The organism is Rhizobium tropici CIAT 899 (genome assembly GCF_000330885.1).
In the GTDB taxonomy this organism is placed as follows: Bacteria; Pseudomonadota; Alphaproteobacteria; order Rhizobiales; family Rhizobiaceae; genus Rhizobium; species Rhizobium tropici.
Map to the genome: position 1 here is coordinate 1,987,705 of NC_020059.1, position 26,142 is coordinate 2,013,846.

Annotated in this window: 22 protein-coding genes; 9 read left to right on the top strand and 13 right to left on the bottom strand. The window is 60.3% G+C overall.

From position 1 onward, the window contains the following. Positions 1-44: 44 nt before the first annotated feature. From RTCIAT899_RS09780 to RTCIAT899_RS09805, 6 genes are all read right to left on the bottom strand, one after another. Entirely contained in the window at positions 45-1,562 is a 1,518-nt protein-coding gene (locus RTCIAT899_RS09780) for a helicase HerA domain-containing protein (protein ID WP_015340060.1), read from the bottom strand. 130 nt (positions 1,563-1,692) lie between these two features. Next, entirely contained in the window at positions 1,693-2,838 is a 1,146-nt protein-coding gene (locus RTCIAT899_RS09785) for an alpha-hydroxy acid oxidase (protein ID WP_015340061.1), read from the bottom strand. Positions 2,839-2,911: 73 nt separating this feature from the next. Beyond that, positions 2,912-3,376, bottom strand: coding sequence for a GNAT family N-acetyltransferase (locus RTCIAT899_RS09790; protein WP_015340062.1), 465 nt, complete (start codon positions 3,374-3,376; stop codon positions 2,912-2,914). Positions 3,377-3,379: 3 nt separating this feature from the next. Further along, positions 3,380-4,180 (bottom strand): glutamate racemase, encoded by an 801-nt coding sequence (murI, locus tag RTCIAT899_RS09795; RefSeq protein WP_015340063.1) that lies wholly within the window; start codon positions 4,178-4,180, stop codon positions 3,380-3,382. After that, a complete protein-coding gene (locus RTCIAT899_RS09800; RefSeq protein ID WP_015340064.1) occupies positions 4,161-5,003 on the bottom strand; it encodes an RNA methyltransferase in 843 nt (280 codons plus the stop codon). Before RTCIAT899_RS09800 ends, murI begins: the two co-directional genes overlap by 20 nt. Positions 5,004-5,115: 112 nt before the next feature. Next, positions 5,116-5,700, bottom strand: a complete 585-nt coding sequence (locus tag RTCIAT899_RS09805) for a hypothetical protein (RefSeq protein ID WP_015340065.1) — start codon at positions 5,698-5,700, stop codon at positions 5,116-5,118. Between the two features lie 222 nt (positions 5,701-5,922). Here RTCIAT899_RS09805 and RTCIAT899_RS09810 point away from each other — a divergent pair, with 222 nt between their 5' ends. Beyond that, positions 5,923-7,137 carry an NADP-dependent isocitrate dehydrogenase gene (locus tag RTCIAT899_RS09810; RefSeq protein ID WP_015340066.1) on the top strand — a complete coding sequence of 405 codons (1,215 nt, stop codon included), beginning with the start codon at positions 5,923-5,925 and terminating at the stop codon, positions 7,135-7,137. 119 nt (positions 7,138-7,256) lie between these two features. Beyond that, positions 7,257-7,883 (top strand): glutathione S-transferase family protein, encoded by a 627-nt coding sequence (locus tag RTCIAT899_RS09815; RefSeq protein ID WP_015340067.1) that lies wholly within the window; start codon positions 7,257-7,259, stop codon positions 7,881-7,883. Positions 7,884-7,929: 46 nt separating this feature from the next. On the opposite strand, the gene RTCIAT899_RS09820 is transcribed toward RTCIAT899_RS09815, so the two are convergent. The 3 genes from RTCIAT899_RS09820 to recA form a co-directional block, all read right to left on the bottom strand. Further along, on the bottom strand, positions 7,930-8,781 hold the full coding sequence (locus tag RTCIAT899_RS09820; protein WP_015340068.1) for an AraC family transcriptional regulator: 852 nt from the start codon (positions 8,779-8,781) through the stop codon (positions 7,930-7,932). A gap of 137 nt (positions 8,782-8,918) precedes the next feature. Then, on the bottom strand, positions 8,919-11,579 hold the full coding sequence (gene alaS, locus RTCIAT899_RS09825) for an alanine--tRNA ligase (protein WP_015340069.1): 2,661 nt from the start codon (positions 11,577-11,579) through the stop codon (positions 8,919-8,921). Positions 11,580-11,753: 174 nt separating this feature from the next. After that, on the bottom strand, positions 11,754-12,839 hold the full coding sequence (gene recA / locus RTCIAT899_RS09830; RefSeq protein ID WP_015340070.1) for a recombinase RecA: 1,086 nt from the start codon (positions 12,837-12,839) through the stop codon (positions 11,754-11,756). Between the two features lie 239 nt (positions 12,840-13,078). Between recA and RTCIAT899_RS09835 the strand changes: the two genes are divergently transcribed. Continuing rightward, on the top strand, positions 13,079-14,023 hold the full coding sequence (locus RTCIAT899_RS09835; RefSeq protein WP_015340071.1) for a carbohydrate kinase family protein: 945 nt from the start codon (positions 13,079-13,081) through the stop codon (positions 14,021-14,023). Positions 14,024-14,069: 46 nt separating this feature from the next. Continuing rightward, positions 14,070-14,996 carry a pseudouridine-5'-phosphate glycosidase gene (locus RTCIAT899_RS09840; RefSeq protein WP_015340072.1) on the top strand — a complete coding sequence of 309 codons (927 nt, stop codon included), beginning with the start codon at positions 14,070-14,072 and terminating at the stop codon, positions 14,994-14,996. Positions 14,997-15,054: 58 nt separating this feature from the next. Here the strand turns inward: RTCIAT899_RS09840 and trpS are convergent, their stop codons facing one another. After that, entirely contained in the window at positions 15,055-16,074 is a 1,020-nt protein-coding gene (gene trpS / locus RTCIAT899_RS09845) for a tryptophan--tRNA ligase (RefSeq protein ID WP_015340073.1), read from the bottom strand. 226 nt (positions 16,075-16,300) lie between these two features. Further along, positions 16,301-18,919 (bottom strand): cell cycle histidine kinase CckA, encoded by a 2,619-nt coding sequence (cckA, locus tag RTCIAT899_RS09850; protein WP_015340074.1) that lies wholly within the window; start codon positions 18,917-18,919, stop codon positions 16,301-16,303. Between the two features lie 393 nt (positions 18,920-19,312). Here cckA and RTCIAT899_RS09855 point away from each other — a divergent pair, with 393 nt between their 5' ends. Next, entirely contained in the window at positions 19,313-20,236 is a 924-nt protein-coding gene (locus RTCIAT899_RS09855) for a flagellar biosynthetic protein FliO (RefSeq protein ID WP_015340075.1), read from the top strand. 97 nt (positions 20,237-20,333) lie between these two features. Here the strand turns inward: RTCIAT899_RS09855 and dksA are convergent, their stop codons facing one another. Continuing rightward, positions 20,334-20,753: an RNA polymerase-binding protein DksA gene (dksA, locus tag RTCIAT899_RS09860; protein ID WP_015340076.1), complete on the bottom strand. Its 420-nt coding sequence runs from the start codon at positions 20,751-20,753 to the stop codon at positions 20,334-20,336. A gap of 281 nt (positions 20,754-21,034) precedes the next feature. Here dksA and RTCIAT899_RS09865 point away from each other — a divergent pair, with 281 nt between their 5' ends. Beyond that, the gene (locus RTCIAT899_RS09865) at positions 21,035-21,526 is read left to right on the top strand and encodes a SixA phosphatase family protein (protein WP_041677897.1); all 492 of its coding nucleotides are present in this window, start codon (positions 21,035-21,037) and stop codon (positions 21,524-21,526) included. A 116-nt stretch (positions 21,527-21,642) separates the two neighbouring features. On the opposite strand, the gene RTCIAT899_RS09870 is transcribed toward RTCIAT899_RS09865, so the two are convergent. Continuing rightward, positions 21,643-22,557 carry an ABC transporter substrate-binding protein gene (locus tag RTCIAT899_RS09870; RefSeq protein WP_015340078.1) on the bottom strand — a complete coding sequence of 305 codons (915 nt, stop codon included), beginning with the start codon at positions 22,555-22,557 and terminating at the stop codon, positions 21,643-21,645. Between the two features lie 344 nt (positions 22,558-22,901). Between RTCIAT899_RS09870 and RTCIAT899_RS09875 the strand changes: the two genes are divergently transcribed. From RTCIAT899_RS09875 to RTCIAT899_RS09885, 3 genes are all read left to right on the top strand, one after another. After that, the gene (locus RTCIAT899_RS09875; protein ID WP_015340079.1) at positions 22,902-24,377 is read left to right on the top strand and encodes a YcjX family GTP-binding protein; all 1,476 of its coding nucleotides are present in this window, start codon (positions 22,902-22,904) and stop codon (positions 24,375-24,377) included. Continuing rightward, positions 24,374-25,453 (top strand): YcjF family protein, encoded by a 1,080-nt coding sequence (locus RTCIAT899_RS09880; protein WP_015340080.1) that lies wholly within the window; start codon positions 24,374-24,376, stop codon positions 25,451-25,453. Before RTCIAT899_RS09875 ends, RTCIAT899_RS09880 begins: the two co-directional genes overlap by 4 nt. 104 nt (positions 25,454-25,557) lie before the next feature. Continuing rightward, positions 25,558-26,109, top strand: a complete 552-nt coding sequence (locus tag RTCIAT899_RS09885; RefSeq protein ID WP_015340081.1) for a hypothetical protein — start codon at positions 25,558-25,560, stop codon at positions 26,107-26,109. Positions 26,110-26,142: the final 33 nt, after the last annotated feature.

Genomic DNA, 26,142 nt, shown 5'->3' on the forward strand with positions numbered 1-26,142 from the left:
TATAAGCGTATCCCGGATACGGATCAAGAGTGCCCGTTCTCAGGCTATTCCGCTGCCGCCTGCTCGCCACCATCCGGATCGGGCGCATTGGCATCGCCGGGCGCGGTCTGTGAGCCCATATCCGGGAAAGCGACGATCCGCTTGCCCGAGAAATCCGTGTGAACGACGACGCTGCCTTGCTCTTCGAAATAGCTCAGCAGTCGCCGCGCGCGTCTGGCCGAATGTGTGCCGTAGGCACGGGCGATGCGGGCGTCGGACGGGCACGGTTCACCGCTGATGGCGGCCTTGGCCAACATCAAAAAGACGCCCTGCAGGTCATCGGTGACGCTGGTAGACAGTGAAAGCGCCGTTGCCCATTGATCCGTTGCCATGACCTCTTCGTCGGCACCGGAGCGCGCAATCGCCACGCGGCGACGGAATTCCGAGAGGCTCATGGGCGCACCGGGAACCCGGCGCATACGCAACCGAACGAGAAACTCCTGATAGAGCACCGAATCCGTGCGGAAGCCCGAGGCCGGGTCGTCGAGGATTTCGGAAAGCACGGCGCTCACCCTCGCCTCGCGATCCTCGCTGGATAATTCCGGCTGGCTGACCTTGGGCTCGGAAGGCGCCTGGCTTGCCGCCGGCACGGAGCGGGATAGCTCAGCCAGAATATCGGTCGTTGGGCGCGGCGCTGGCGTGGTGCGGCGGACAACGGCTCTCGCAAACTCTTCCGGGTCCGGCGTGAAGATCAGATCTTCAACATCCTGCGGCGCATCCGGCAGCGGCATCAGCTTCGGGCTGGAAGAGCGCGCCGAGGTCTCCACCGCGCCGATGGCGATCGGCAGCGGACGGCGCGAAAGTGCCGGCCCGAGGGCTACGAAATTGCCGCGCTTCAGGTCGCGGAACATTTCCGCCTGCCGGCGATCCATGCCGAGAAGGTCGGCGGCACGAGCCATGTCGATATCGAGGAAGGTGCGGCCCATCAGGAAATTGGAAGCTTCGGCAGCAACGTTCTTGGCGAGCTTTGCGAGGCGCTGCGTGGCGATGACGCCGGCAAGCCCGCGCTTACGGCCGCGGCACATCAGATTGGTCATGGCGCCGAGCGACATCTTGCGCGCATCTTCCGAAACGTCGCCGCCGACCGAGGGCGCAAACATCTGCGCCTCGTCGACCACGACGAGAACCGGATACCAGAATTCGCGATCGGCATCGAACATGCCATTCAGGAAGGCGGCGGCAGCGCGCATTTGCTGCTCGATATCGAGCCCCTCGAGCGTCAGCACGCAGGAGACGCGGTGCTGGCGGATGCGATTGGCGATGCCGGCAAGTTCTGCTTCCGTACGCTCGCCATCGACGACCACATGACCGAACTTATCGGCCAGGGTGACGAAATCGCCTTCCGGATCGATGATGACCTGCTGCACCCACTGCGCCGACTGCTCCAGCAGCCGCCGCAGGAGGTGCGATTTTCCGGAACCGGAATTGCCCTGCACCAGAAGACGGGTAGCCAACAGCTCCTCGATATCGAGCTGGGCGCTGGTCCCGCCGGACGCCGTTCCCATGTCGATGCCGACCTGCAATGCACTTCCCCTATGAGCAAGAATCAAATGTGAATACGCCCCATCTTTCTGAAAGGACGCGCCCTCGTCTAGCAAAGATTTCCAAGCTTCGCGCCCGTGGATTGAAAAAACCCACAGGCGATTGCGAGACCTATCTGAAGCGCAAATTGGCCCGCGACAGCTCACTGACCGAGGTGCAGCCCATCAGCTTCATGTCGCGCTCGACTTCCGTGCGCAGATGCCTGAGCGCCCGCTCCACACCAGCCTGACCGGCAGCCGCGAGCGGATAGAGATAGAAACGGCCGAGGCCAACGGCCTTGGCGCCGAGCGACAGAGCCTTCAACACATGTGTGCCGCGCTGGATACCGCCATCCATCATCACATCGATGCGATGGCCGACGGCATCGACGATCTCGGCCAGCTGATCGAATGCCGAGCGTGAGCCGTCCAGCTGCCGGCCGCCATGGTTTGAGAGCACTATGCCGGTGCATCCGATGTCGACAGCGCGCTTGGCGTCCTCGACCGACATGATGCCCTTCAGGCAGAACTGTCCGTTCCAGTGCTTCACCATCTCGGCGACGTCGTTCCAGTTCATCGATGGATCGAGCATCTCGGTGAAATACTTGCCGATCGACATCGCGCCGCCGCTCATGTCGACATGCTCGTCGAGCTGCGGCAGGCGGAATTTCTCGTGAGTGACGTAGTTCAGCGCCCAAGCGGGCTTGATGGCAAACTGGGTGACCCCCGCCAGATTGAGCTTGAACGGAATGGAAAACCCGGTGCGAAGGTCGCGTTCGCGATTGCCGCCGGTGATGCTGTCCACCGTCAGCATCATCACATTGACACCGGCTTCCTTTGCCCGCTCCATCATTGCACGGTTCAAGCCACGGTCTTTGTGGAAATAGAACTGGTAGACCTGCGGCCCGGAATGCTTCTTGCGAATTTCCTCAAGGCTGACAGTACCGAGCGAAGAAACACCGAACATCGTGCCGAGGGAGGAGGCCGCAGCAGCCACCGCGTTCTCGCCCTGATGATGGAAGAGACGCTGCAACGCCGTCGGCGAGCAATAGAAGGGCGTCGCAAGCTTTTGTCCCATAACGGTGACAGACATGTCGATCTCGCTGACCCCACGCAGAACGTTGGGCACGAGATCGCAGCTTTCAAAGCTGGTTGTGTTTCGCCTCAGCGTCACCTCGTCGTCGGCTGCGCCGTCGATATAGTTGAAGATCGGGCCGGGGAGACGCTTTTTCGCAAGAAGACGAAAATCATGGAAATTATGGCATTCACGCAGACGCATGGCTGACCTCGGCATTCTCAAAAGACATCAATGACATACCTCCCAATATCCCGCCGCTCAGTCCAATCCTGCATTACAACCGGTGCAAGCGTGCTTCCCACTTGTAAAGCACATCCGGCTCCTTTTCCTCATTGCCTGCCCCGTCCGACTCGTCAACCACGAAGAAGCCGTGTTTTTCGTAAAAGCGGCGCGCTGGCTCGTTTCTCTGGAATGTCCAGAGCGACAGCGCCGGATAGGTCGACTTGGCGACATCGAGCAAGCGGCTGCCGATGCCACGCCCCTGCGCCTCGGGCAGGACATAAAGTTGGTCGATCCAATCCTCGAGGAAGGCAATGACGCCGACCAGGCGACCGCCCTCTTCCGCGCCCCAGACCTGACAGTCTTTGAAGACCACAGCGCTCCAGAAACCGACATCCTCTTCCGGCGTATGAAGCCCGGCAAGCGTCGGCAGCCGCTCGTTGAAGGACGCGCGATGAACGGCGGCAGCGGCCGGCATGTCCGCGAGATCGAGTTTACGCAACGAAATCTTGTCAGTCATCTCTCAAGCCTTGAGTCCAAAACCCTGCATCAGCCGGCGGGTGGGAAAATCCGGCGCACCGGAGGTAAACACCGCAAAATCGAAATTGTCGGGATGGACGGCATCGGCCACCTGCGGCACGAGACTGCGGGCACGCCTTGCGATGGCTTCAGCCGGATCGAGCCAGTCGACCGGCCATGGCGCGAGCCTGCGGAAGATATTCGCCATGAAAGGATAATGCGTGCAGGCAAGTACGACGATATCGGTCTTGCGGCCATCCATCTCGACGAAGCACTGCTCGATCTCGGTCATGACTGCCTCATCGCTGACGACATCGCCGCGAATATAAGCTTCCGCCAGACGTGCCAGGTCCTGCGATCCGACGAGCCGCACATGGCACTGCGTGGCAAAAGACTGGATCAGGTCGCGCGTATAGGCGCGCTTGACGGTGCCCGGTGTCGCAAGCACCGAGACAAGGCCGGAGCGGGTCCGCTCGGCGGCCGGCTTGATCGCCGGTACCGTGCCCACGAACGTCATTTGCGGAAAGGCGGCACGAAGAGCGGCGCCGGCCAGCGTGAACGCCGTATTGCAGGCGATGATGCAGACTTCCGGGTCATATTGCACGAGCAGCTTTGCGAAGAGATCGACGATGCGCTCCTTCAGCGCCGCTTCTTCCCAACTACCATAGGGAAAACCGGCATCGTCGGCGATATAGATGAAACCGCGCTCGGGCATCAGCACGCGCGCCTCGCGAAGCACGGTCAAACCTCCGATCCCTGAATCGAAGACGAGGACCGGTTTCAGCTCATTCGCCGCTGCTGTCATCGCTTGGGGCTTCCTTCGGTGCTTTCGAGGATCTGGGATGCGAGCCGCTGCCGCGCGGGGATTGCCGCGTGAAACGGTCGAGAGACGAGATCACCCCGCGCAAGACGCTGATTTCCTGCTCGGTGAACGCCCGGCGCGAGAGGACCGCCCGAAGATTGTCGACCATTTTCGGCTTTTTCCCGGCAGGATGGAAATAATTGCGCGCATCCAGCGCCTCTTCGAGCTGATCGAACAGGCCGAAAAGCTGATCCTTCGTCGATGGCCGCTGCTCGATCGCCTGGAACGGCACGTCGCCCAGATCCTCCATGCCCGACTTCATCCACTCATAGGACATCAACAGCACGGCCTGGGCTATGTTCAGCGAGGCGAAAGCAGGATTGACGGGAAAGGTGACGATCTCGTCGGCCAGCGCCACTTCCTCATTCGTCAGACCCCAGCGCTCGCGCCCGAAGAGAATGCCGGTGCCCTCACCTGCCTTGAACTTTGCGCGAAGGGTCTCCGCCGCAACGACAGGCGAACGCACCGGCTTGTAGCCATCCCGCTCGCGCGCTGTCGTCGCATAGACGAAATTGAGATCAGCGATCGCTTGTTCCAGCGTTTCATAGACCTTCGTCGCCTCGATGATGTGATCCGCCTTCGAAGCGGTCGCCTGCGCCCTCTCGTTCGGCCAGCCATCTCGCGGGTTGACGAGACGCAACTCGGCGAGGCCGAAATTCGCCATGGCGCGCGCCACCATGCCGATATTCTCGCCCATTTGTGGCTCGACCAGAATGATGGCCGGCCCTTCGGCCAGAAGTTGACGCTCGCTGTTCGTGCCTGCCATGATACCTAAATCTCCGCGCGCGAACTCAATTGCGCAAATCACGGTCGCAATAACGAGACACCGGCCGCTCGGCAAGGTTTTTGAGCGTCAGCGCCGCGACGAGCCCTCCCCACTATTGCGGATTGGCCGACTTCTGCTGATCGGAAGGCTGTTGTTGCTGCTGTTTGACAAGATCCACCATCACGCTCTTGAGCGAGCTCGGATTGCCGTTGTCGTCGTTGGTGACGATATCATCCACCACGGGCCGTCCGCCCTCCTCGATGACCTCGAAGCGAACCGTCGTCACCTTCTGATAATCGGCGTCGGAACCCATGCAGGTTAATTTCTTGAAGGTTGCCAGCACTTCCGTCACATTGTTCTTGGGCGGCTGTGCGGCAATCTTCACATCCTCCAGCGGACACGCGTCCTGCGCGTTGACGATGACATCGTAGTCGAAAGGCGAGATACCATCCTCGTCGGCGGCGGGAAATTGCGCCGCCGCCTCGTATTTCGCTCCAAAATCCTTGCTGTAGATATCCTTGAGCTTGTCCTCGCCGAAAATATCCTGCCAGTCGCTGTCGCCGCCCGCCCAGTTCGAGACCGTCGCATCCATGATGGCCTTGACCGGCGTCGTCGCATCGGCAGCAAGCGCCATATGCGCACCAAACGAAAACTGGAAAAGCGTAAAGGCAATCGCGGAGGCGGCAAATTTCTGCATGATATGATTCCGTTGCAACAGGCAAAACATGCGCGACATTAGACCCATCGACCGCTTTGGCAATGGCCGGATCGCAAAATGCGGGCGATGTCACGAATGATCAAAAACGCGACGCGGAAGGCTCTATCGGCTTTGCGTTCCGCGCTTGCGGTGCTATAGCCCTCGGGACTTCACATTACCCACAGGACCATCCGGTCCCATTAGCTTAAACGAGGCAGAAGTATGAAGAAGATCAAGGTCGCAAATCCCGTTGCCGATCTCGATGGCGATGAAATGACTCGCATCATCTGGCAGTTTATCAAAGATAAACTGATCTACCCCTACCTCGACATCGATATCGACTACTACGACCTCTCGGTCGAAAACCGCGACGCGACCAACGACCAGGTCACGATCGACGCCGCCAACGCCATCAAGAAGCATGGTGTCGGCATCAAGTGCGCGACGATCACGCCGGATGAAGATCGCGTCAAGGAATTCAACCTGAAGCAGATGTGGAAGAGCCCGAACGGCACCATCCGCAACATCCTCGGCGGCGTCATCTTCCGCGAGCCGATCATCTGCAAGAACGTTCCGCGCCTCGTTCCCGGCTGGACCAAGCCGATCGTCGTCGGCCGCCATGCCTTCGGAGATCAGTATCGCGCGACCGACTTCAAATTCCCGGGCAAGGGCAAGCTGACCATCAAGTTCGTCGGCGAAGATGGCGAAGTCATCGAAAAGGAAGTCTTCAACGCTCCGGGCGCCGGCGTTGCCATGGCCATGTACAACCTCGACGAGTCGATCCGCGAATTCGCCCGCGCCTCGATGATGTACGGCCTGATGCGCAAGTGGCCGGTCTACCTCTCCACAAAGAATACCATTCTCAAGGCCTATGATGGCCGCTTCAAGGACATCTTCGAAGAAGTCTACCAGAACGAGTTCAAGGCTCAGTTCGACGAAGCCGGCATCACCTACGAGCACCGCCTGATCGACGACATGGTCGCCTCGGCCCTCAAGTGGTCCGGCGGCTACGTCTGGGCCTGCAAGAACTACGACGGCGACGTCCAGTCCGATACCGTTGCCCAGGGCTTCGGCTCACTCGGCCTGATGACCTCGGTTCTCCTGACGCCGGACGGCAAGACGGTGGAAGCCGAAGCCGCACACGGCACGGTGACGCGCCACTACCGTCAGCACCAGAAGGGCCAGGAAACCTCAACGAACTCGATCGCTTCGATCTTCGCCTGGACCCGTGGTCTCGCTCACCGCGCCAAGCTGGACGACAATGCGGAACTCGCAAAGTTCGCCTCGACGCTGGAAAAAGTCTGCGTCGATACCGTCGAAGCCGGCTACATGACCAAGGACCTGGCGCTGCTGATCGGCCCCGACCAGCCGTGGCTCTCGACCACCGCCTTCCTCGACAAGATCGACGAGAACCTCAAGAAGGCCATGGCTGCCTAAGCCTTGCCGCCATCTGGATATGCGAAAACCCGGCCTTAGTGCCGGGTTTTCTTTTGCCCGGAATCTTGCCGCCGGGGCGAACCAATGGCAAAAATGCGCGCAACAAAAGGGAGAGGCAGATGGCAGAAGAACTCGTATTCTATACCAACCCGATGTCGCGCGGACGCATCGCCCGCTGGATGCTGGAGGAGACCGGCCAGCCCTACCGCACCGAATATCTCGATTACGGCACGACGATGAAATCGCCGGAGTATCTTGCGGTCAACCCCATGGGCAAGGTGCCGGCCATCAAGCATGGCGATACCGTCGTCACCGAAGGTGCCGCCATCTGCGCCTATCTGGCCGAAACCTTCCCGCAGGCTGGCCTCGCCCCGACGGCGGCCGAGCGCGGCCGCTATTTCCGCTGGATGTTTTTTGCTGCCGGCCCGTTGGACGCTGCAGTTACCATCCGCGCGCTTGGCTTCGAAATTCCACCGGAACGTCAGCGCATGGCCGGCTGCGGCAGCATCCAAGGCGTGCTCGATACGATCGAATATGCAGTCTCAAGCTCGCCATTCATCGCCGGCGACCGCTTCACGGCCGCCGACGTCTATGTCGGTTCGCATATCGGCTGGGGTCTCAATTTCGGCACGATCGAGAAGCGGCAGGCCTTCGTCGATTATTGGGCCCGGGTCAGCGACCGCGATGCTTATCGCCGCGGCAACGAGATTGACAATGCAGCCATGCCGAAGCCAGCAAATGCCTGACAATACAAGGCATTAAAAAGAAATCTTCGAGCGCACCCATATGCCGCTATTGCAGCGGCATATAGATATCGGTCAAAAGCTCCGTCGGCGGCACGTCGCGCGGATTGTTGATATATTCCTCGAACATGACGGTATCGCGCAATTGCCGACCGGAAGCCGGCAGCCATTGCGCATAGAGCCAGTGATAGGCCTTATGCATGTTTGCGTAGGGGCCTTTGTGGCGCAGCACGGCATAGTCGCCGCCATCGAGCGAACGCCGCTCCAGCGGAGCATTGGCAACGACGGCCTCGCCAGCCGTGACGCAGGCATAGGAGCGCAGTTTGTCCGCTTCCACCACATCCGGATCATCGAGATAGACTCCGATCATGCGCATGTCCGGCCCGGCAAGGCCGCGGGCAAAGATGGTACCGAAAAGTGTTTCGAAAGCTTGGCCGATCTGCATATAGGAGCCGCGATGGGCGACACCGATCAGTGACATCGGGGAAATAGTGCGAAGCGTAACGTCGAACATGACCGTGATCCTTCCTTGGGTACTCGGTTCGAAGATCGTGTGGCTTCCCTCATTCCGATGTCGCGCCGGCGGCATGCCGTAGACGGATCTGAAGATACGGTTGAACGACTGGAGGTTGGGATAGCCTGACCGCTTTGCAATGTCGCTGACGGATAGACGGGTGTTGACGAGATCGCCGGCGGCACGATGCAGCCGAAGCCGCTTGACGGTCGCCGCCGCCGTCTCGCCGTAGATCGCCCGATAGATCCTGTGCCAGTGATAGCTGGACATGCAGGCGATTTCGGCGAGCCTTTCCATATCGAGCTCATCGTCCAGATGCTCATGGATATAGGCCGAAACCCGCCGCAACCGGGTCTCGTAAAGTGTCCACGCCGTTCCACCACTCATGTCAAACCCCTTGCAAATCGATCGACCCGACAAGAGCATAACCCGATTTGACAAATCCTGCGGAGTTGCCTGCACAAAGACAAATGGCGGACACCGAAGCATCCGCCATCTTTAATTATCAATCGGAAATCAGTGCCTTAGCCAGCAAGCGCCGCAGCAATCGCCTCGATCGCCTCGTCGGCCTTGGCGCCATCAGGGCCACCGGCCTGCGCCATGTCGGGACGGCCGCCGCCACCCTTGCCGCCGAGGGCAGCTGAAGCGACGCGCACGAGATCGACGGCGCTGAAGCGGCCAACCAGATCCTCCGTGACGGCAACGACTGCGCTGGCCTTGCCATCATCCGAAACGCCGATCAGCGTCACGACGCCGGAGCCGAGGCTCGCCTTAGCTTCATCCGCCATGCCCTTGAGATCCTTGGGATCGACGCCGGATATCGGCTTGCCGAGGAACTTGACGCCGTTGACTTCACGGACTGCATCGGCGGTGCCGCCTTGGCTGCCGCCCATGGCGAGCTTGCGCTTGGCATCGGCCAATTCGCGCTCCAGCTTGCGGCGCTCATCCATTAAGGATTCGACACGCGAAACCACGTCTGCCGGCTGTACCTTCAGCGTCGAGGCGAGGTTCTTCACGCGCTCGTCCTGCTCGGCAAGATAGCTGAGCGCGGATTCGCCGGTCACAGCTTCAATACGGCGCACGCCGGCACCGACGGCGCTTTCGCCGAGAATGCGCACGAGACCGATCTGGCCGGTAGCGGAGACATGCGTACCACCGCAAAGCTCGACCGAGTAAGGCTTACCGGACTTTGCACCGCGCACGCCCTGCCCCATCGACACGACGCGGACTTCATCGCCATACTTCTCACCGAACAGCGCCATTGCACCTTCTGCGATCGCATCGTCAACGCTCATCAGGCGCGTCGTGACCGGCGAATTCTGCAGGATGATTTCGTTGGCCATCTCCTCGACGACCTTCAGCTCCTCAGCCGACATCGGCTTCGGATGCGAGACGTCGAAACGCAGCCGCTCCGGCGCGACCAGCGAGCCCTTCTGCGCTACGTGGGTGCCGAGCACTTCGCGAAGTGCCTCGTGCAGCAGATGGGTCGCGGAATGGTTGGCGCGCAGGCGCGAGCGCCTGTTGTGATCGACCGTCAGGACGACGGCATCGCCTACCTTGATCTTGCCTTCCGAAACTTCGGAGCTGTGAACGAAGAGGCCCTCGCCCTTCTTCTGCGTATCGCCGACTACAAGCTTGCCATGGTCGCTGGAGATCACGCCGGTATCGCCCATTTGACCACCGGATTCGCCGTAGAACGGCGTCTGGTTGACCACGATCTGCACCTTGTCGCCGGCAGAGGCGCTGTCAACGGCAACGCCATCCCTAACGATCGCCTGGATGACGCCTTCGGCAGATTCCGTATCGTAACCCAGGAACTCGGTCGCGCCGTTCTTTTCCTTGAGCTCGAACCAGATGGTTTCGGTCGCCTTGTCGCCGGAGCCGGTCCAATGCGAGCGCGCCTCGGCCTTCTGGCGCTCCATGGCATCGGTAAAGCTTGAGATATCGACGCCGATGCCGCGGGCGCGCAGCGCGTCCTGCGTCAGATCGAGCGGGAAACCATAGGTGTCGTAGAGCTTGAAGGCGGTCTCGCCGTCCAGGCTGTCGCCCTTGTGCAGGTCCGAAGTCGCATCGTTGAGCAGCGAGAGACCGCGTTCCAGCGTTTTGCGGAAACGGGTTTCTTCGAGCTTCAGCGTCTCGGAGGTCAGCGCTTCGGCGCGCACCAGCTCCGGATAGGCACGGCCCATCTGCTGGATAAGCGCCGGCAGCAGCTTCCACATCAGCGGTTCCTTGGCGCCGAGCAGCTGCGCGTGGCGCATCGCGCGGCGCATGATGCGGCGAAGCACGTAACCACGGCCTTCGTTCGACGGCAGCACGCCATCGGCGATCAGGAAGGCAGAGGAACGCAGGTGATCGGCGATGACGCGATGGCTGGCGCGATGCTCGCCTTCCGCCTTGACACCGGTCGCCTCTTCCGAGGCTTCGATCAGCGCGCGGAACAGGTCGATATCGTAGTTGTCATGCTTGCCTTGCAGGACCGCAGCAACGCGCTCGAGACCCATGCCTGTGTCGATCGACGGACGCGGCAGGTCGACGCGCTGCTCCTTGGTGATCTGCTCGAACTGCATGAAGACGAGATTCCAGATCTCGATGAAACGGTCGCCGTCTTCCTCCGGGGAGCCGGGAGGGCCACCCCAGATGTGATCGCCGTGATCGTAGAAGATCTCCGAACAGGGACCGCAAGGACCGGTATCGCCCATCGCCCAGAAATTGTCGCTGGTGGCGATGCGGATGATCTTGTCGTCGGAAAGGCCGGCGATCTTCTTCCACAGGTTAAAGGCGTCGTCGTCGGTATGATAGACCGTGACCAGCAGGCGCTTGGCATCGAGGCCGAATTCCTTGGTGATCAGGTTCCAGGCAAGCTCGATGGCGCGCTCCTTGAAATAGTCACCAAAGGAGAAATTGCCGAGCATCTCGAAGAAGGTGTGATGGCGGGCGGTATAGCCGACATTGTCGAGGTCGTTATGCTTGCCGCCGGCGCGCACGCATTTCTGCGCGGTCGAAGCCGTCGTATAGGGACGCTGCTCCAGGCCGGTGAAGACGTTCTTGAACTGCACCATGCCGGCATTGGTGAACATCAATGTCGGATCGTTGCGCGGCACCAGCGGGCTCGACGGCACGATCTCGTGGCCGTTTTTCTTAAAATAGTCGAGGAAGGTCGACCGGATTTCATTCACACCGCTCATATGGGGCCCTTCAGTCCTGCGCTCAGCAACTTGCATCAAAGTCAGTGGCTTTTATCGTCCGCTCCCGGCGCTGTCCAGCCGCACGAACAAAACCGGCCGCACATCCCTTGGACAATACGGCCGGTTTCGACTTTTGGGTCTCGATCTTAGGTCGGGAACTGCTTCCCGAAGCCTTTATTCGCCAGAGGCATCGCCATCATCGGCATCGGGGCCGCCATTCTGCAGGAAGCGATCGGCGATCAGGCCGGCATTCTGGCGCAGCGACAATTCGATTTCGCGCGAGAGATCCGGATTGTCGCGGAGGAAGATTTTCGCGTTCTCGCGGCCCTGGCCGAGACGCTGGCTGTTATAGGAGAACCAGGCGCCGGACTTTTCGACGATGCCGGCCTTGACGCCGAGATCGACCAGCTCGCCGGTCTTCGAAACGCCTTCGCCATACATGATGTCGAACTCGACCTGCTTGAAGGGAGGCGCCATCTTGTTCTTGACGACCTTGACGCGCGTCTGGTTGCCGATCACCTCTTCGCGCTCCTTAACGGCGCCAATGCGGCGGATATCGAGGCGAACCGAGGCGTAGAACTTCAGCGCGTTACCGCCCGTCGTCGTTTCCGGCGAGCCGAACATGACACCGATCTTCATGCGGATCTGGTTGATGAAGATCACCATGGTGTTGGACTTCGAGATGGAAGCCGTGAGCTTGCGCAGCGCCTGGCTCATCAGGCGGGCCTGCAGGCCCGGCAGGCTGTCGCCCATTTCGCCTTCGATTTCGGCGCGCGGCGTCAGAGCCGCAACGGAGTCGACCACGAGGACGTCGATCGCTCCGGAGCGCACCAGTGTATCGGTGATTTCAAGCGCCTGTTCGCCGGTATCAGGCTGCGAGATCAACAGGTTCTGCAGGTCGACGCCGAGCTTGCGGGCATAGACCGGATCGAGCGCATGTTCCGCGTCCACGAAGGCGCAGATCCCACCCTTCTTCTGAGCCTCTGCAATGGTCTGCAGGGCCAGCGTCGTCTTACCCGAGCTTTCCGGCCCGTAGATTTCGATGATCCGCCCCTTCGGCAAGCCGCCAATGCCGAGAGCGATATCGAGGCTCAGAGAGCCGGTGGAAACCGTTTCGATTTCGACCACGTTCTCGTTGGAGCCGAGCTTCATGATCGAGCCCTTGCCGAACGACCGCTCAATTTGAGAGAGTGCCGCTTCAAGTGCCTTGCTTTTATCCACCGATTTGTCCTCTACAAGCCGCAAAGAATTCTGAGACATTCGATCCACCTTTAGGTTATTGAAGCCGCTCTAGCAATGTCGCCGCCGATGAGAATTCTGTACTCTATTTGTTCTCCTATCGCAAGAGCACAACAAGCAATTGAAAGAAAAAGATAAAATGATTTCCGTTCTACTTTTGTTTTCTTCTTTCTTCCCAGATACTTACGGTTATGGGGCGGCCAATTCACGCATGTCGCCGCCCCGCTCGATTCGTCTTTTCGACTGCTGAGGATAACCCTATGGCGAAAAAGATTCTCGTTCTCGGCGGCGCCCATATAGACCGGCGTGGCCGCATCTTCGGCGAGACGGCGCCCGGCGCCAGCAACCCCGGCGCATGGTTCGAGGAGCCCGGCGGCGGCGGCTTCAATGCGGCGCGAAATCTCGCCCGCCTGGGCTTCGATGTAAAGCTGATCTCGCCGCGCGGCGGCGACCCCTCCGGCGAAATGGTGGCCGAGGCTGCAAGCCACGCCGGCATCGACGACAAGCCCTTCGTCTTCCTCGATCGCAAGACGCCGAGCTATACCGCGATCCTCGAGAATGACGGCAATCTGGTCATCGCGCTTGCCGATATGGAGCTCTACAAGCTCTTCGTTCCGCGACGCCTGGCGATTCGCGCCGTTCGCGATGCCTTCGATGAAACCGACCTCATTCTCTGCGACGCCAATCTGCCTGCCGAAACCTTAGGCGCAATTGCGGCAAGAGCTGCTCTATGCGGTAAACCGGTCGCCGCTATCGCTATCTCGCCGGCAAAAGTGGTGCGGCTGAAGCCAAGCCTTGCCGGCATCGACCACCTGTTCCTCAACGAAGCCGAAGCCGCGGCGTTGACTGAAATCCGCCCGGAAGACCCACGCGAATGGGTGAGCGCTTTGCGCGCGCTCCATCTGCGCAACGGCGTGATCACGCGCGGGAAACGGCCCCTGATCGCGTTCTCGCGTGATATCGTGGTCAGCTTGCAGCCGCCCATCGTCGAGGATATCGCCGATGTCACCGGTGCGGGAGATTCGCTTGCTTCCGGCGTTCTGTCGGCGCTGATGGCCGGCCACGATCTCGCGGAAGCCATACGACATGGCGTGGCGGCGGCGGCAATCACCGTCCAGTCTCCCTATGCAACCGCAGAAAATCTCTCTCCCGAGCTGCTAAACGCGGCCCTGGCCCTTGTTCCCAAGGCCGAAATTCTGTCATGAAGCCTGTTCAAAACGCGTATACTGTTTCAGTGAATTGGAAACGACAATGACCCAGCCTATCTCGCCCCTGCTTCCGATCTCCTATTCGAAGGAAGTCGCTGCCGCAAAGCTCCGCGGTGCGCCGATCGTTGCTCTGGAATCGACGATCATCACCCACGGCATGCCCTATCCAGGCAATATCGAGATGGCCCGCAGCGTCGAAGCGATCATCCGGCAGGAAGGCGCGGTACCCGCGACCATCGCCGTCATCCACGGTACCCTGCATATCGGCCTCGAGCCGGAAGAGCTGGAGGCCCTTGCCAAGACAGAAGGTGCGTTGAAGGTCTCGCGCGCAGACATCGCCTTTGCGATCGCCGAGCGCCGCACCGGCGCAACCACCGTTGCCGCTACGATGATCGCCGCAGCCCGCGCCGGCATCAAGGTTTTTGCCACAGGCGGCATCGGCGGCGTCCATCGCGGCGCGGAAGAGAGCTTCGATATTTCGGCCGACCTTGAAGAGCTGTCCCGCACCGGCGTCATCGTCGTCTGCGCTGGAGCCAAGGCGATCCTCGATATTCCGAAGACGCTGGAAGTGCTGGAAACCCGCGGCGTTCCGGTCGTCACCTACGACAGCACCGAGTTCCCTGCCTTCTGGTCGCGCTCGTCAGGACTTACGAGCCCGCTGACGCTGAACAGCCCGGCGGCCATCGCCAACTTCCAGACGACGCGCGAGCAGCTCGGCATCGATGGCGGTATGCTGATCGCCAATCCGGTTCCGGAAGCAGATGAGATCCCGCGCGAGGAGATGGAAATCTATATTGAGCGGGCCCTCGACAGCGCCGAGCGCGACGAGATCACCGGCAAGGCGGTTACGCCTTATCTGCTGAGCACGATCTTCGACATCACCGAAGGCCGCAGCCTCAAGACCAATATCGCGCTTGTCGAAAACAATGCGCGCCTGGCCGCGGAAATCGCCGTCGCTCTGGCGGACTAATCAAGGCCCTAGTCACAGGAACGGCCGGGTGTGCGATCGCCCGGCCGTTCTCTTTCTTTCAAGTGAGAGAGAACAGACCCAGAGCAGACCTTAATTCGGCAAACGTCGCCTCTGTCCGCTCCCTCGCCTTTCGCGTCCCCTCCCGCAAGACTTCCATCACATAGTCCGGTTCAGCGGCATAACGCGCGCGACGCTCGCGGATCGGCGCGAGCAGCGCTTGCAGGACATTCTCGAGATGTCTCTTCAAGGTGACGTCGCCAAGGCCGCCGCGGCGATAATGCTCTTTCATCTCTTCGACGAATTGCCGATCCTCACAAAAAGCATCGAGATAGGTGAAGACGACATTTCCCTCGACCTTGCCGGGATCGCTGACGCGCAGATGATCCGGATCGGTATACATGCGCCGCACCGCATCCCTGATCTCATCGGACGATGCCGAAAGCGGGATCGCATTACCCTGCGATTTGCTCATCTTCGCCTTGCCGTCGACGCCGGGCAGACGCCCGACAGCCGGCACCATCGCTGTAGCCTCCACGAGAACATCTCGCCCGATCTGCTGGTTGAGACGGCGAACGATCTTATTGGTCTGCTCGATCAACGGCGCCTGATCCTCCCCGACGGGAACGACGGTCGCCTTGAAGGCGGTGATATCGGCGGCTTGCGCGACCGGGTAGCAGAGAAAGCCGGCCGGTACATCGCGTTCGAAACCGCGCAGCTGGATCTCCGTCTTGATCGTCGGATTGCGCTCCAGGCGACTGACAGTCACGAAATTCAGGTAGAGTAGTGTCAATTCCGCCAGCGCGGGTAAAGCGGATTGAACGCAGGTCGTTGTCAGCGCCGGATCGATGCCGACTGCAAGATAGTCCGTGGCGACTTCAAGGACGTTGCGCTGCACTTTCTGGGGATCATGCGCATTGTCCGTCAGTGCCTGCGTATCCGCCAAGAGCAGGAATTGCTCATGGCTATGCTGAAGCGCAACGCGGCTTTTCAGCGACCCGGCATAGTGGCCGAGATGGAGTGGACCCGTGGTCCGGTCGCCCGTCAGGATGACGGGACGATTATCGGTAGGGGAAAACATTTCATTGCTCCGCAAAAGGAGCCGCCGCAATCGGGAAGGGAAAAACGGAAATGGACCATGCCCGCCGGATTACGGCGGCAGGGTCGATTTCAAGACATGACGACTGCCGCTCCTAGAAGGAGCGCCACCACATTTGGAAAACGGGCTCGGCAAGGTCGATCATGGGCGGTTGATTACACCGTTGCGCCGCAATCGGCAACATGGAGAGGCGCGAAACGCCTCCTTCTTAATTCTTGTCCAGGGTCTCGCGTACGACGACGGCAAGCTGCTTCAGCGAGAACGGTTTCGGCAGGAAGCCGAATTGGGCGTCCGCTGGCAGGTTGCGGGCAAAGGCATCCTCGGCATACCCCGAAACGAAGATGAACTTCAGATCCGGATATTTCTTGCGCAATTCGCGCAGCAGCGACGGCCCGTCCATCTCGGGCATGACGACGTCGGAGACGACGACATCGACCTGTCCGTCGAGCTCCTCCATGATGTCGAGCGCCTCAACGCCGGAGCCGGCCTCGTGGACAGTATAGCCCCGCGTCTCAAGCATGCGCTTACCACCGCGACGTACCGCCTCTTCGTCCTCGACAAGCAGCACGACAGCGGACTTGCCTGTAAGATCGGCCGGTTCTTCAGGAGAAGCGGCGACACCCGCACCCTGGTCCATGGCCGTAACATCGCGGCTTTCCGACACTTTCGCTTCCGTTACCGACGGCATTTCCACGATATGCCGCGGCAGGAAAATGCGGAAGGTCGTTCCCTTGCCCACTTCCGATTCCGGCTGGATGTAGCCACCGGACTGCTTGATGATGCCGTAAACCATGGCAAGGCCGAGGCCGGTGCCCTTGCCCACTTCCTTGGTCGTGAAGAAGGGCTCGAAGATCTTGTCCATGATCTCAGGCGCGATACCGGTTCCGGTATCGCTGACCTCGACGAGCACCATGTCCTCATGCGGAAGGTAGGGATAGTTGAAGGCGCTGACATCGGCCGCACGCAGATTGCGGGTCCGCAGCGTCAGCGTACCGCCGCCCGGCATAGCATCGCGGGCATTGACGCAGAGGTTGATCAGCACCTGCTCGAACTGCGAGAGATCGGTTTTCACGGGCCAGAGGTCGCGCCCGTAATCGACGTCGAGTTTGACATGCGTACCCGATAGCAGCCGGTCAACCAGCATGCGCAGATCGCCGATCACGTCCGTCAGGTTCAGGATCGTCGGCCGCATCGTCTGCTTGCGCGAGAAGGCGAGCAACTGCCGCACCAGCACGGCTGCACGATTGGCATTGCGCTTGATTTCCATCAGGTCGGCGAAGCTGGCGTCTGACGGCCGCGCCTGCAACAGGAGATGGTCGGAAGACAGAAGGATTGCGGTCAGAACGTTGTTGAAGTCATGCGCGATGCCGCCGGCAAGCGTACCGACGGCATTGAGCTTCTGTGTCTGCGCCATCTGTGTCTCGAGCGCCTTCTGCTCGGTCACCTCGACCGCATAGACGATGGCAGCCTCTTCCGGCGCCTCGTCGGTCTGGTCGATGACGGCATTGACGTAAAAGCGGAAATGCCGCGTTTCGTCTTTCGGATTGCGGGAATCGATCGGCGGAATATCGCCCTGCCGGTCCTTGGCGGCCGCCAGCGCCTGCTGCAGCTGCGGCCGATCGCTTTCGTTGACGACGCTCTCCAGGGCCGCTCCGCGCTCGATATCATCACGCGAGACTAAATCCGAGAAGAGCTTGAGGAAAGGCGCATTCGTCCTCAGAATACGGCCATTGCCATCGACGGATGCGATCGCCATCGGCGTATTATTGAAGAAGCGGCTGAAGCGCATCGCGGCGGCGGAGGCCGATTGCTCGGTATCCGCACCGTTCTGGCGGGTCAGGACGATGGTGCGGCTCTCGCCGGGTGCGCCGTCGCGCATCGAGGTGACACTATGAACGATCTGCACGGGCAGGCTCTGGCCGTTTGAACGGCGCAGATCGAGATCGAGCGTCACCGTCTTCTTCAAGCCCGGCTCGGCCTGGACGGACTGAATGAGCGCCAGCCCCTCGCCTGCCACAAGATCGCCGATCGTCATCGAACCCGGCACGAATTTCGTCAGATCGAAGCCCAGCCATTCGGCGAGCGTCGCGTTGAGATAGAAGATCTCGCCCTTGCGCCCGGCAGAGAAAAAGCCGGCCGGCGCATGGTCGAGATAATCGATCGCGTTCTGCAATTCCTTGAAGAAACGTTCCTGGTCGTCACGCTCGGAGGTGATGTCGGTAATCTGCCAGATATGCAGCGCCTTGTTGGCGCCTTGTTCAGCCGGCAGCACGCGCGCCTTCAGCCGGTACCAATGCGCCCCATTGCCGCTTCCATCCACAGGCCCGAGCGGCTTCAGCAGGCGGAACTCCTCGGATCCTTCCTTGCCATCGCGCAGGCCATTGGCGAGACGATAGAGAGCCTCGTTGGATTCGCGATTTCGCGACAGCAGCATCTCCAACGACTGCACTTCCGTCGCCTTCGTTGCCCCGGTCAGCCGGCCATAGGCGGCATTCGCATAGACGATGCGCCCCTTCTCATCCGTGATCAGCGTTCCGTCCGGATGGCTGTTGAGGAAGGACCGGGCCAGACTGTCGGACTGAGGCTGCGGCATGACCTCGACAAAGCCGATGATCGAGGAAACCAGGAAGAAAATGCCCACCATGGCGAGAATGCCCAGGCCACCGAGAACCGCTTCGTTGTCCAGCTGGTTCTTGAAGACCACGAAAGCCGCCGCGGCAGCCACGAGAACGAGCGCAAGCAAAATGATGCGCAGCACCGTTCCAGAACGAACTCCGCGATCCACCAGCGGCACGCTATACTCGTCGGACGGACGCTGCTTCGTCATGAACCCCTCGTATCGGCCGTTCTCCTCGCGACATGTCATACACGTTTAGGGGTCGCCGGAGTCGGACCTTTCGAATCTTCTTTATCAAGTTGCGTCATCGGCAAAAAGCTTTGCTGGGCCAGAAAGGCTTGAATTCACAGGCAATAGAAGACAACAGCCTGCAATCACATCTTGTCTCCGGCGCAATCCTGTTCATATGATCGCCGTAGATAAGGGTCACGGTCAAAGCATTACCCGCGGCAGTTGCACCTACTGCATAATTCCTTCAATAGGATCCAATTTAAGGATAAAATTATGCAGTGGATTTAAAGTACTACAACGACCTTTGCGCGTCACATGTGACGCGCGGCGCTGTAAACCGCAACATCGGGGACAATTACGGAGTATCTCGACATGTTGGACGATATCGCCGGAGCCTATGGCAGCCGTTTCTTTCTCGCAGCCGGTGGAGTTGGCATTGCCCTGCTCGTGCTCATCGGCATTCTGTGGATCATGCGCAACCGAGCGCCTTCTCCCTTCGTGCGCGGTGGCAAGAACCGTCAGCCTCGCCTGCAGGTGCTGGATGCCGCCGCCGTCGATGCTCGCCGCCGTCTCGTGCTCGTGCGACGCGATGGGATCGAGCACCTGATCATGATTGGCGGCCCCACGGACATCGTCATCGAATCGGGCATTTCCGATGCCACCCGGGCTGGAAGCGCCGCGACGCCGGTCGAGATCCCCTTGGTATTTGAAGAGAGGCAGCAGCAGAAGGCGGCTGCGGTGGAAGCTCCTCCCGCAACGCTTCCGCAGCGCCAGCAAACCGCTGAGGACAAGATCGAAGCCTATCTGCGCAACGAGCCGCGCCCCGAGCCTGCGGCGCCGCCGGCTCCAGTGCCGCAGGTGGCCGAACACCCGCAACCCGTTGCCGTCAAGCCGCAGCAGCCAGCGCCCCAGCCGGTGCCGACCATCAGCGAGACGGAAGCCGCCGACATACTGGACGCTGCCCGACATGTCGTCCTGCCACAGCAACAACCGGCTCCCGCGCGCCCGGCAACAGCCGAGCCTACTCCCGCACCGACGCCATCGGTCGAACCCGGCAGTGATTTCCAGTATATTCTGGAAGCGGAAATGTCGAAGAACCTGACTGCCGAACGGATCATTCCGAACGCGCCGGCACCACGACAGGTGCAGCAGCAACCAAATACTGAACCATCCACGATCCCAAGCCCGGCAAAACGCGTCGAACCGGAGCTCGCTCCGCTGACCGGAGCGGACAGCGCTCTTCAGAAGGAAGTCGCTCGCATCTTTGGGGAAATGAGCGTCAGCCGCGACAAATAAGGTGCAGCCTCTCAGAAACGCAGGAATCGAAAAAGGCACGACGGAGATTTCCATCGTGCCTTTGTTTTATTTAAGCCGGTCGAAACCGATGCTGTCATTACTCGTCGCGGTAAACCTTTTCGCGGCGCTCGTGACGCTCCTGCGCCTCGATGGACAAGGTTGCGATCGGGCGAGCGTCCAGACGCTTCAGGCCGATCGGCTCGCCGGTTTCTTCACAATAGCCGTACGTGCCATCTTCAATACGCTGCAATGCGGCATCGATCTTGGAAATGAGTTTACGTTGGCGGTCGCGAGCCCGAAGTTCGATAGCTCTGTCGGTTTCGGACGAAGCCCGATCGGCGAGATCGGGGTGATTTGCACTTTCTTCCGCCAGATGATCCAGGGTTTCGCGCGCTTCTCTAAGGATGTCGTTTTTCCATGCCACCAGCTTCGCTCGAAAATAAGCTCGCTGATTCAGATTCATGAACTCCTCGTCTTCCGAGGGCACATAATTGCTAAGATCGATCTTCTCACTCAACGCGATTCTCCTGAAGAACATCTCATATGGCTGGGCTGTATATCCCAACCAATAGTGCCGATTCAAGCCAAATAGATGCTGTCAACTGATTTTTAAATTTGTCATAAAATTCGGCTAAGGGTCTATTTTTTCATCATTTCTTCTCATCGGGCCGGATTCGCGTCTCTCGTAACCTTCCCGTGATGATGGAGCATTTCGTCTTCTGACAGATCGCGCAGCAGTTGACGGCGCCAATGAAGAGACGTTACCTCATGAGTGAAATCGAGCCTCGGGATCTTGCCATGATCAGCATTTCACCGCCGCCCTCCCGGATCTATCTTCTACGTCACGCCGAGGCCCTGCAGGCTGCGCCCGGCCAAAAAGATTTCGACCGTCCCTTGAGCGACAACGGCTACGCCGCCGCCGAGATTGTCGCCGACGAGGCAGCCGATAAAGGCTACAAGCCCGACCTCGTCATTTCCTCCACCGCCCTGCGCTGCCGCCAGACCGCCGAGGCTATACGCCGCGTCGTCACGCCGTCGACGGAATTCCGCTTTGTCGACGAACTCTATAACGGCTCACCGGATGTCTATCTGTCACTCATCGCTGCGCAGACCGATCAGGAGTCGGTCATGCTGGTCGCGCATAACCCAGTCATCGAACTGACGCTTGCGGCCTTGATTGGACGCGATGCTCTGGCCAGCGCTCTTCCGCGCGGCTTTCCGACGGCCGGTCTTGCTGTTGTCGACTCGACGCCATCGGGCTGGGTACTGCTCGACTTTGTCACCGAATAGGGATATTCACCGAGAAGCTTGTCTCGCTTCCCCGAAAAATGCGGGACTTGGTAGCAAAGACCGCCGGGCGTGAATTAAGGACCGATTTGAAAGGGTTTCGTCGTTTCTGTTGAAACTTATCCGATGACCTCATCCGCAAGCGCAAGCACTTTCGGTGGAATGGTGATACCGATCCGCCTAGCGACCGTCAGATTCGCGATCAACTCGGGCTGGGTGACGCACTCGATGGGAATATCGCCCGGCTTCGCCCCCTTGAGGATGCGATCGACCATTCCGGCCATTTGCCGGGCCGCAGCCGCAAGGCTCGTGCCATAGGCCAACAGCGGCTCATAGCGGGCCAAGTCTCGTCCGAACATCGTCGGCAGCCGCGCGGACACCGCCAGTTCGGTGATCTTCCGGCCGTGAGTGCTGGTGCGTGGCACCTCCAGAGACAGCAAGGCATGGGCGCCTTCGCCCCTGAAAGCCTCAAAAGCCCCCTCAATGTCTTCTACTCCCCTTAACAGCACTACTTGGGGATGCAATCCTGCGGCCTCGGCCTCAGCTGTATAAAGGTTCGGCAGCGTGTCTGGCACACCCGCATCCCCTAGGATCGCGAGCCGTGCAAGATTGGGGAGGGTTTGCTTGAGGATTTTGATCTGGGTCATCGCCTGCGCAGGGTCGAAGTTCGTCACGCCTGTGACGTTTCCGCCTGGCTGTTGCACGTCGCTGACCAGGCCGGCGGAAACGGGGTCGAGCACGACCGTAAAGACAATAGGGATATCGGAGGTCGCGCGACGTACGGCCTGGAGTGTTACCGCGCCGATCACGGCGATGACGTCAACTTCGGTGGCCACCAACTCCTCCGCAAGGACCGGGAGCCGATCAAGCTGGCCCGCCGAGAAGCGCGCCTCCATTGCGAAGGTTTGGCCCTCGGCGTAGCCAAGCGCGCCGAGGCCCTCGCAGAAAGCGGCGAAGCTCGGATATGACCTATCTCCGGCGAGCAGCATGCCAATCCGTGGGAGCTTCGCACCGGTCGGATGTTCCTTGGTCATAGCGACCCTCATCTGGACAGCTCGAAGCTAGGTAACTGCCTGCAATCGGAGCATTTTTTCGATCGACTCTGGCCCCCACCATTCCATAGCATAGACGTGGCCATGTAAAGGCTCATATAACAGCACCTACCCGCAACGCCGCAATCTTAAACTGGTCTCCAAGCGTTCCGCTCCAGAAATGGAGTCGGAAGCTACCGGACAAGCTCAATCAAGTCTGATGGTTTTTGCTACCGAATGCCGGAAAAACATCCGCTCCGCTGATTGCAGACACATATCCGCTCATCTTTTCGGCGCAAGTTTCCATCCCTATATTCACGGTCACGCTGTCATCCAGGGATCCCGCCTTGCCCCCAAGCCTGACCTCTTTTACCGACGACGCCCTCATCGCCTTCGATAATCTGGCCGATCGAGCCGCCGGCCTCGTCAATCCGACAATTCGTCTGGGCGTCACGGGCCTCTCCCGTTCAGGCAAGACCGTCTTCATCTCCTCGCTGGTACATAATCTGCTGAATGGCGGACGCCTGCCGTTGTTCGAGCCGGTGCAATCCGGCCGTGTCTCCGCCGTTCGTCTCGAACCGCAGCCCGATGACGCCGTGCCGCGCTTTCAGTATGAGGATCATATCCGCGCGCTCGTGAAAGACCGCGTCTGGCCGGATTCGACAAGGGCGATTTCCGAGCTGCGCCTCACGCTGGATTACCAAAGCGCCAGCGGCTGGAACCGCCTGTTCTCGCCCGGCCGCCTCTCGATCGATATCGTCGATTATCCGGGTGAATGGCTGCTGGACCTGCCATTGCTCGCCAAGGATTTCCGTACCTTCAGCGAGGAGACGCTGGCGCTGGCGGAGACCGGCATTCGTGCCGAATTGTCAGGTCATTGGCTTGGCATGACGGAAGCGGCAGATATCGTCGAACCCGCCGACGAAATGAAGGCGCGCGATCTGGCCACGGCTTTCGCCGACTACCTGAAAGCCTGCAAATCCGACGAACGTTCGCTTTCCACATTGCCCCCCGGCCGCTTCCTTCTGCCAGGCGATCTCGACGGTTCGCCTGCCCTCACCTTCGCGCCACTGAAGTTGCCTTCCGAGGGCAATGCGCCGAAAGGGTCGCTATGGGCGATGATGGAGAGGCGCTACGAGTCCTACAAGGCCGTTGTCGTCAAACCCTTCTTCCGCGAACATTTCGCCCGGCTTGACCGCCAAATCGTTCTGGTCGATGCCCTGCAGGCCATCAATCGTGGCCCGGAAGCGGTGCAGGATCTCGAACGAGCGCTGACGGATGTGCTGGCCTGCTTCCGCCCGGGCACCAACTCCCTCCTCTCCTCGTTGCTCGGCCGGCGCATCGATCGCGTGCTGGTCGCCGCAACCAAGGCCGACCATCTCCATCATGAAAGTCATGATCGGTTGGAAGCGTTGACGCGCCGCCTCGTCGACCGCGCCATTGAGCGCATCGGCATGGCCGGAGCCGGCATCGATGTGATGGCCATCGCTTCGGTGCGCGCAACCCGCGAGGCAACCGTGACCCGCGACGGCCAGACGCTTCCCGTCATCGTCGGCACGCCGATGGACGGGGAAACCATCGCCGGCGAGACCTTCGACGGCAATCGCAAGACGGCGGTCTTTCCAGGTGATCTCCCGGAAAATCCCCGCTGGTTGTTCGAAGCCCTTGAATCCAATGGGGCAAACGTCCATCTGCCGGAAGTGAATGTCGTGCGGTTCCGCCCGCCGGAGCTGGAAAAAACCGGGGAAGGCATCAAGCTTTCGGTGCCGCATATCCGCCTCGACCGCGCCATGCAGTTCCTGTTCGGAGACCGTCTCGCATGACGAAATCGACCGAAAACGAGCCGAACGGTAATCGTCGTCCCGGCGCCTTCGCGGTGGAACCGGAAACCTCCCAAAAAGAGGCAACTGCGCCGGCGGTTCGCAAGCCGCAGAGCTTCGATACCGATATCGTGCTGACGCCCGACACGGACGATCCGTTCATCAACCCCGCCCTCGGCGCCGATTCGGATGCGGCCGCCATCGCCAAGCCGCGCCGCAAGGGATTCTCCTTCGGCAAGGTAGCACTCAGCGCGCTCGGCATTCTGGTATCGCTCGCTTTCGGCCTCTGGACGGATCAGCTCATCCGCGACCTGTTCAGCCGGGCCGATTGGCTTGGCTATACCGCCCTTGCGGTCGTTGCCGTCGGCATTCTGGCCGTGCTTGGCATCGTCATTCGCGAGACGGCCGGAATGATGCGGCTCGCCGCTGTGCAGGCCATCAAGGCAGAGGCGGACGCCGCCGCCGTCGAAATCCGGCCGGCGCGCGCCAAGGCATTGGTAAAGCGACTCTGCGCCATTTTGGAAGCCAATCCGGACACGGCAAGAGGCCGCGCGACCCTGAAGGCGGCAGAAGACGATATCATCGATGCACCGCAACTAATCGACCTCGCCGAACGCGAACTGCTCGGCCCGCTCGACCGCCGCGCCCGCGCGCTGATTCTCGGTGCCTCGAAACGGGTATCGGTGGTAACTGCCGTCAGTCCCCGTGCCCTCGTCGATATTCTCTACGTTCTCTACGAAGCGGCGAGACTCGTCCGCGCCATGGCCGAGCTTTATGGCGGCAGACCCGGAACGCTCGGCATGGTCAGGCTAATGCGCGATGTGATCGCCCACCTGGCCGTCACCGGCTCCATCGCAGTCGGCGACAGTATCGTCCAGCAACTGATCGGCCACGGCCTGGCGTCGAAACTGTCGGCGCGTCTTGGCGAAGGCGTCGTCAACGGCATGATGACCGCAAGAATCGGCATCGCCGCCATGGACCTCTGCCGGCCGCTCCCCTTCAAGGCGCTCAAGCGTCCCGGCATTGCCGATTTTGCCAGCGACCTCACGCCGAGCGTAGGCGGCCGCAATCCTGCATGAGGACCTGAAAATCAGGCGCTTTGGCATTCAGGAAACCAAGCATTAACCATTCTGCGGCAAAAGTGACAATCAGTTTCACGGTTCCGCCTCGCTAGGGAATGTCCATGTTTTCGCGTCGATTTCTTCTTGTAAGCAGCCTTGCAGCCGCAGCCATCTCCACCGGCGCCTGGGTGCAGTCGGCCGACGCGGCGCCCCGCGACAAGGCCTTCTTCCAGTCAATCTCCGGTACCTGGAGCGGCCCCGGCGAAATCGTCGCCGGCAAGTACAAGGGCACCAAGTTCACCTGCAATCTCACGGGCAAGCCATCCGACGGCGGCAGCGCCGGCGTCAAGCTCGACGGCACCTGCCGCGTCGGCGTATTCCAGCAACCGATGTCGGCCGAGATCACACAGAATGGCAGTTCCTACAGTGGAAAGTTCCTGGATGGCGCAGCCGGCAAGGGTCTCGACGTGACCTCAGGCGCGGTCAACGATAACACCGTCGTTCTCGGATTGATCCGCCAGAAGCTCAACGGCGCTATGATCGCCCGCGTTGCGGACAACAAGTCGATGAATGTCACAATCTCGGTGAAGGTCGGCGATCAGATGGTCCCGGTTATCGGCGTCACGCTGAAGCGCGCCGACGTCGACCAGATGGCGGTCGGGTCGATCCAATAGCATTGAACGAGAATTCATAAAGACAAAGGCCGG

Bases quoted from the DNA above. Each gene is read 5' to 3' on its own strand.
- RTCIAT899_RS09785 (WP_015340061.1), bottom strand. From the start codon at position 2,838: ATGCGTCTGCGTGAATGCCATAATTTCCATGATTTTCGTCTTCTTGCG.
- RTCIAT899_RS09790 (WP_015340062.1), bottom strand. From the start codon at position 3,376: ATGACTGACAAGATTTCGTTGCGTAAACTCGATCTCGCGGACATGCCG.
- murI (WP_015340063.1), bottom strand. From the start codon at position 4,180: ATGACAGCAGCGGCGAATGAGCTGAAACCGGTCCTCGTCTTCGATTCA.
- RTCIAT899_RS09800 (WP_015340064.1), bottom strand. From the start codon at position 5,003: ATGGCAGGCACGAACAGCGAGCGTCAACTTCTGGCCGAAGGGCCGGCC.
- RTCIAT899_RS09805 (WP_015340065.1), bottom strand. From the start codon at position 5,700: ATGCAGAAATTTGCCGCCTCCGCGATTGCCTTTACGCTTTTCCAGTTT.
- RTCIAT899_RS09810 (WP_015340066.1), top strand. From the start codon at position 5,923: ATGAAGAAGATCAAGGTCGCAAATCCCGTTGCCGATCTCGATGGCGAT.
- RTCIAT899_RS09815 (WP_015340067.1), top strand. From the start codon at position 7,257: ATGGCAGAAGAACTCGTATTCTATACCAACCCGATGTCGCGCGGACGC.
- RTCIAT899_RS09820 (WP_015340068.1), bottom strand. From the start codon at position 8,781: ATGAGTGGTGGAACGGCGTGGACACTTTACGAGACCCGGTTGCGGCGG.
- alaS (WP_015340069.1), bottom strand. From the start codon at position 11,579: ATGAGCGGTGTGAATGAAATCCGGTCGACCTTCCTCGACTATTTTAAG.
- recA (WP_015340070.1), bottom strand. From the start codon at position 12,839: ATGTCTCAGAATTCTTTGCGGCTTGTAGAGGACAAATCGGTGGATAAA.
- RTCIAT899_RS09835 (WP_015340071.1), top strand. From the start codon at position 13,079: ATGGCGAAAAAGATTCTCGTTCTCGGCGGCGCCCATATAGACCGGCGT.
- RTCIAT899_RS09840 (WP_015340072.1), top strand. From the start codon at position 14,070: ATGACCCAGCCTATCTCGCCCCTGCTTCCGATCTCCTATTCGAAGGAA.
- trpS (WP_015340073.1), bottom strand. From the start codon at position 16,074: ATGTTTTCCCCTACCGATAATCGTCCCGTCATCCTGACGGGCGACCGG.
- cckA (WP_015340074.1), bottom strand. From the start codon at position 18,919: ATGACGAAGCAGCGTCCGTCCGACGAGTATAGCGTGCCGCTGGTGGAT.
- RTCIAT899_RS09855 (WP_015340075.1), top strand. From the start codon at position 19,313: ATGTTGGACGATATCGCCGGAGCCTATGGCAGCCGTTTCTTTCTCGCA.
- RTCIAT899_RS09865 (WP_041677897.1), top strand. From the start codon at position 21,035: ATGATCAGCATTTCACCGCCGCCCTCCCGGATCTATCTTCTACGTCAC.
- RTCIAT899_RS09870 (WP_015340078.1), bottom strand. From the start codon at position 22,557: ATGACCAAGGAACATCCGACCGGTGCGAAGCTCCCACGGATTGGCATG.
- RTCIAT899_RS09880 (WP_015340080.1), top strand. From the start codon at position 24,374: ATGACGAAATCGACCGAAAACGAGCCGAACGGTAATCGTCGTCCCGGC.
- RTCIAT899_RS09885 (WP_015340081.1), top strand. From the start codon at position 25,558: ATGTTTTCGCGTCGATTTCTTCTTGTAAGCAGCCTTGCAGCCGCAGCC.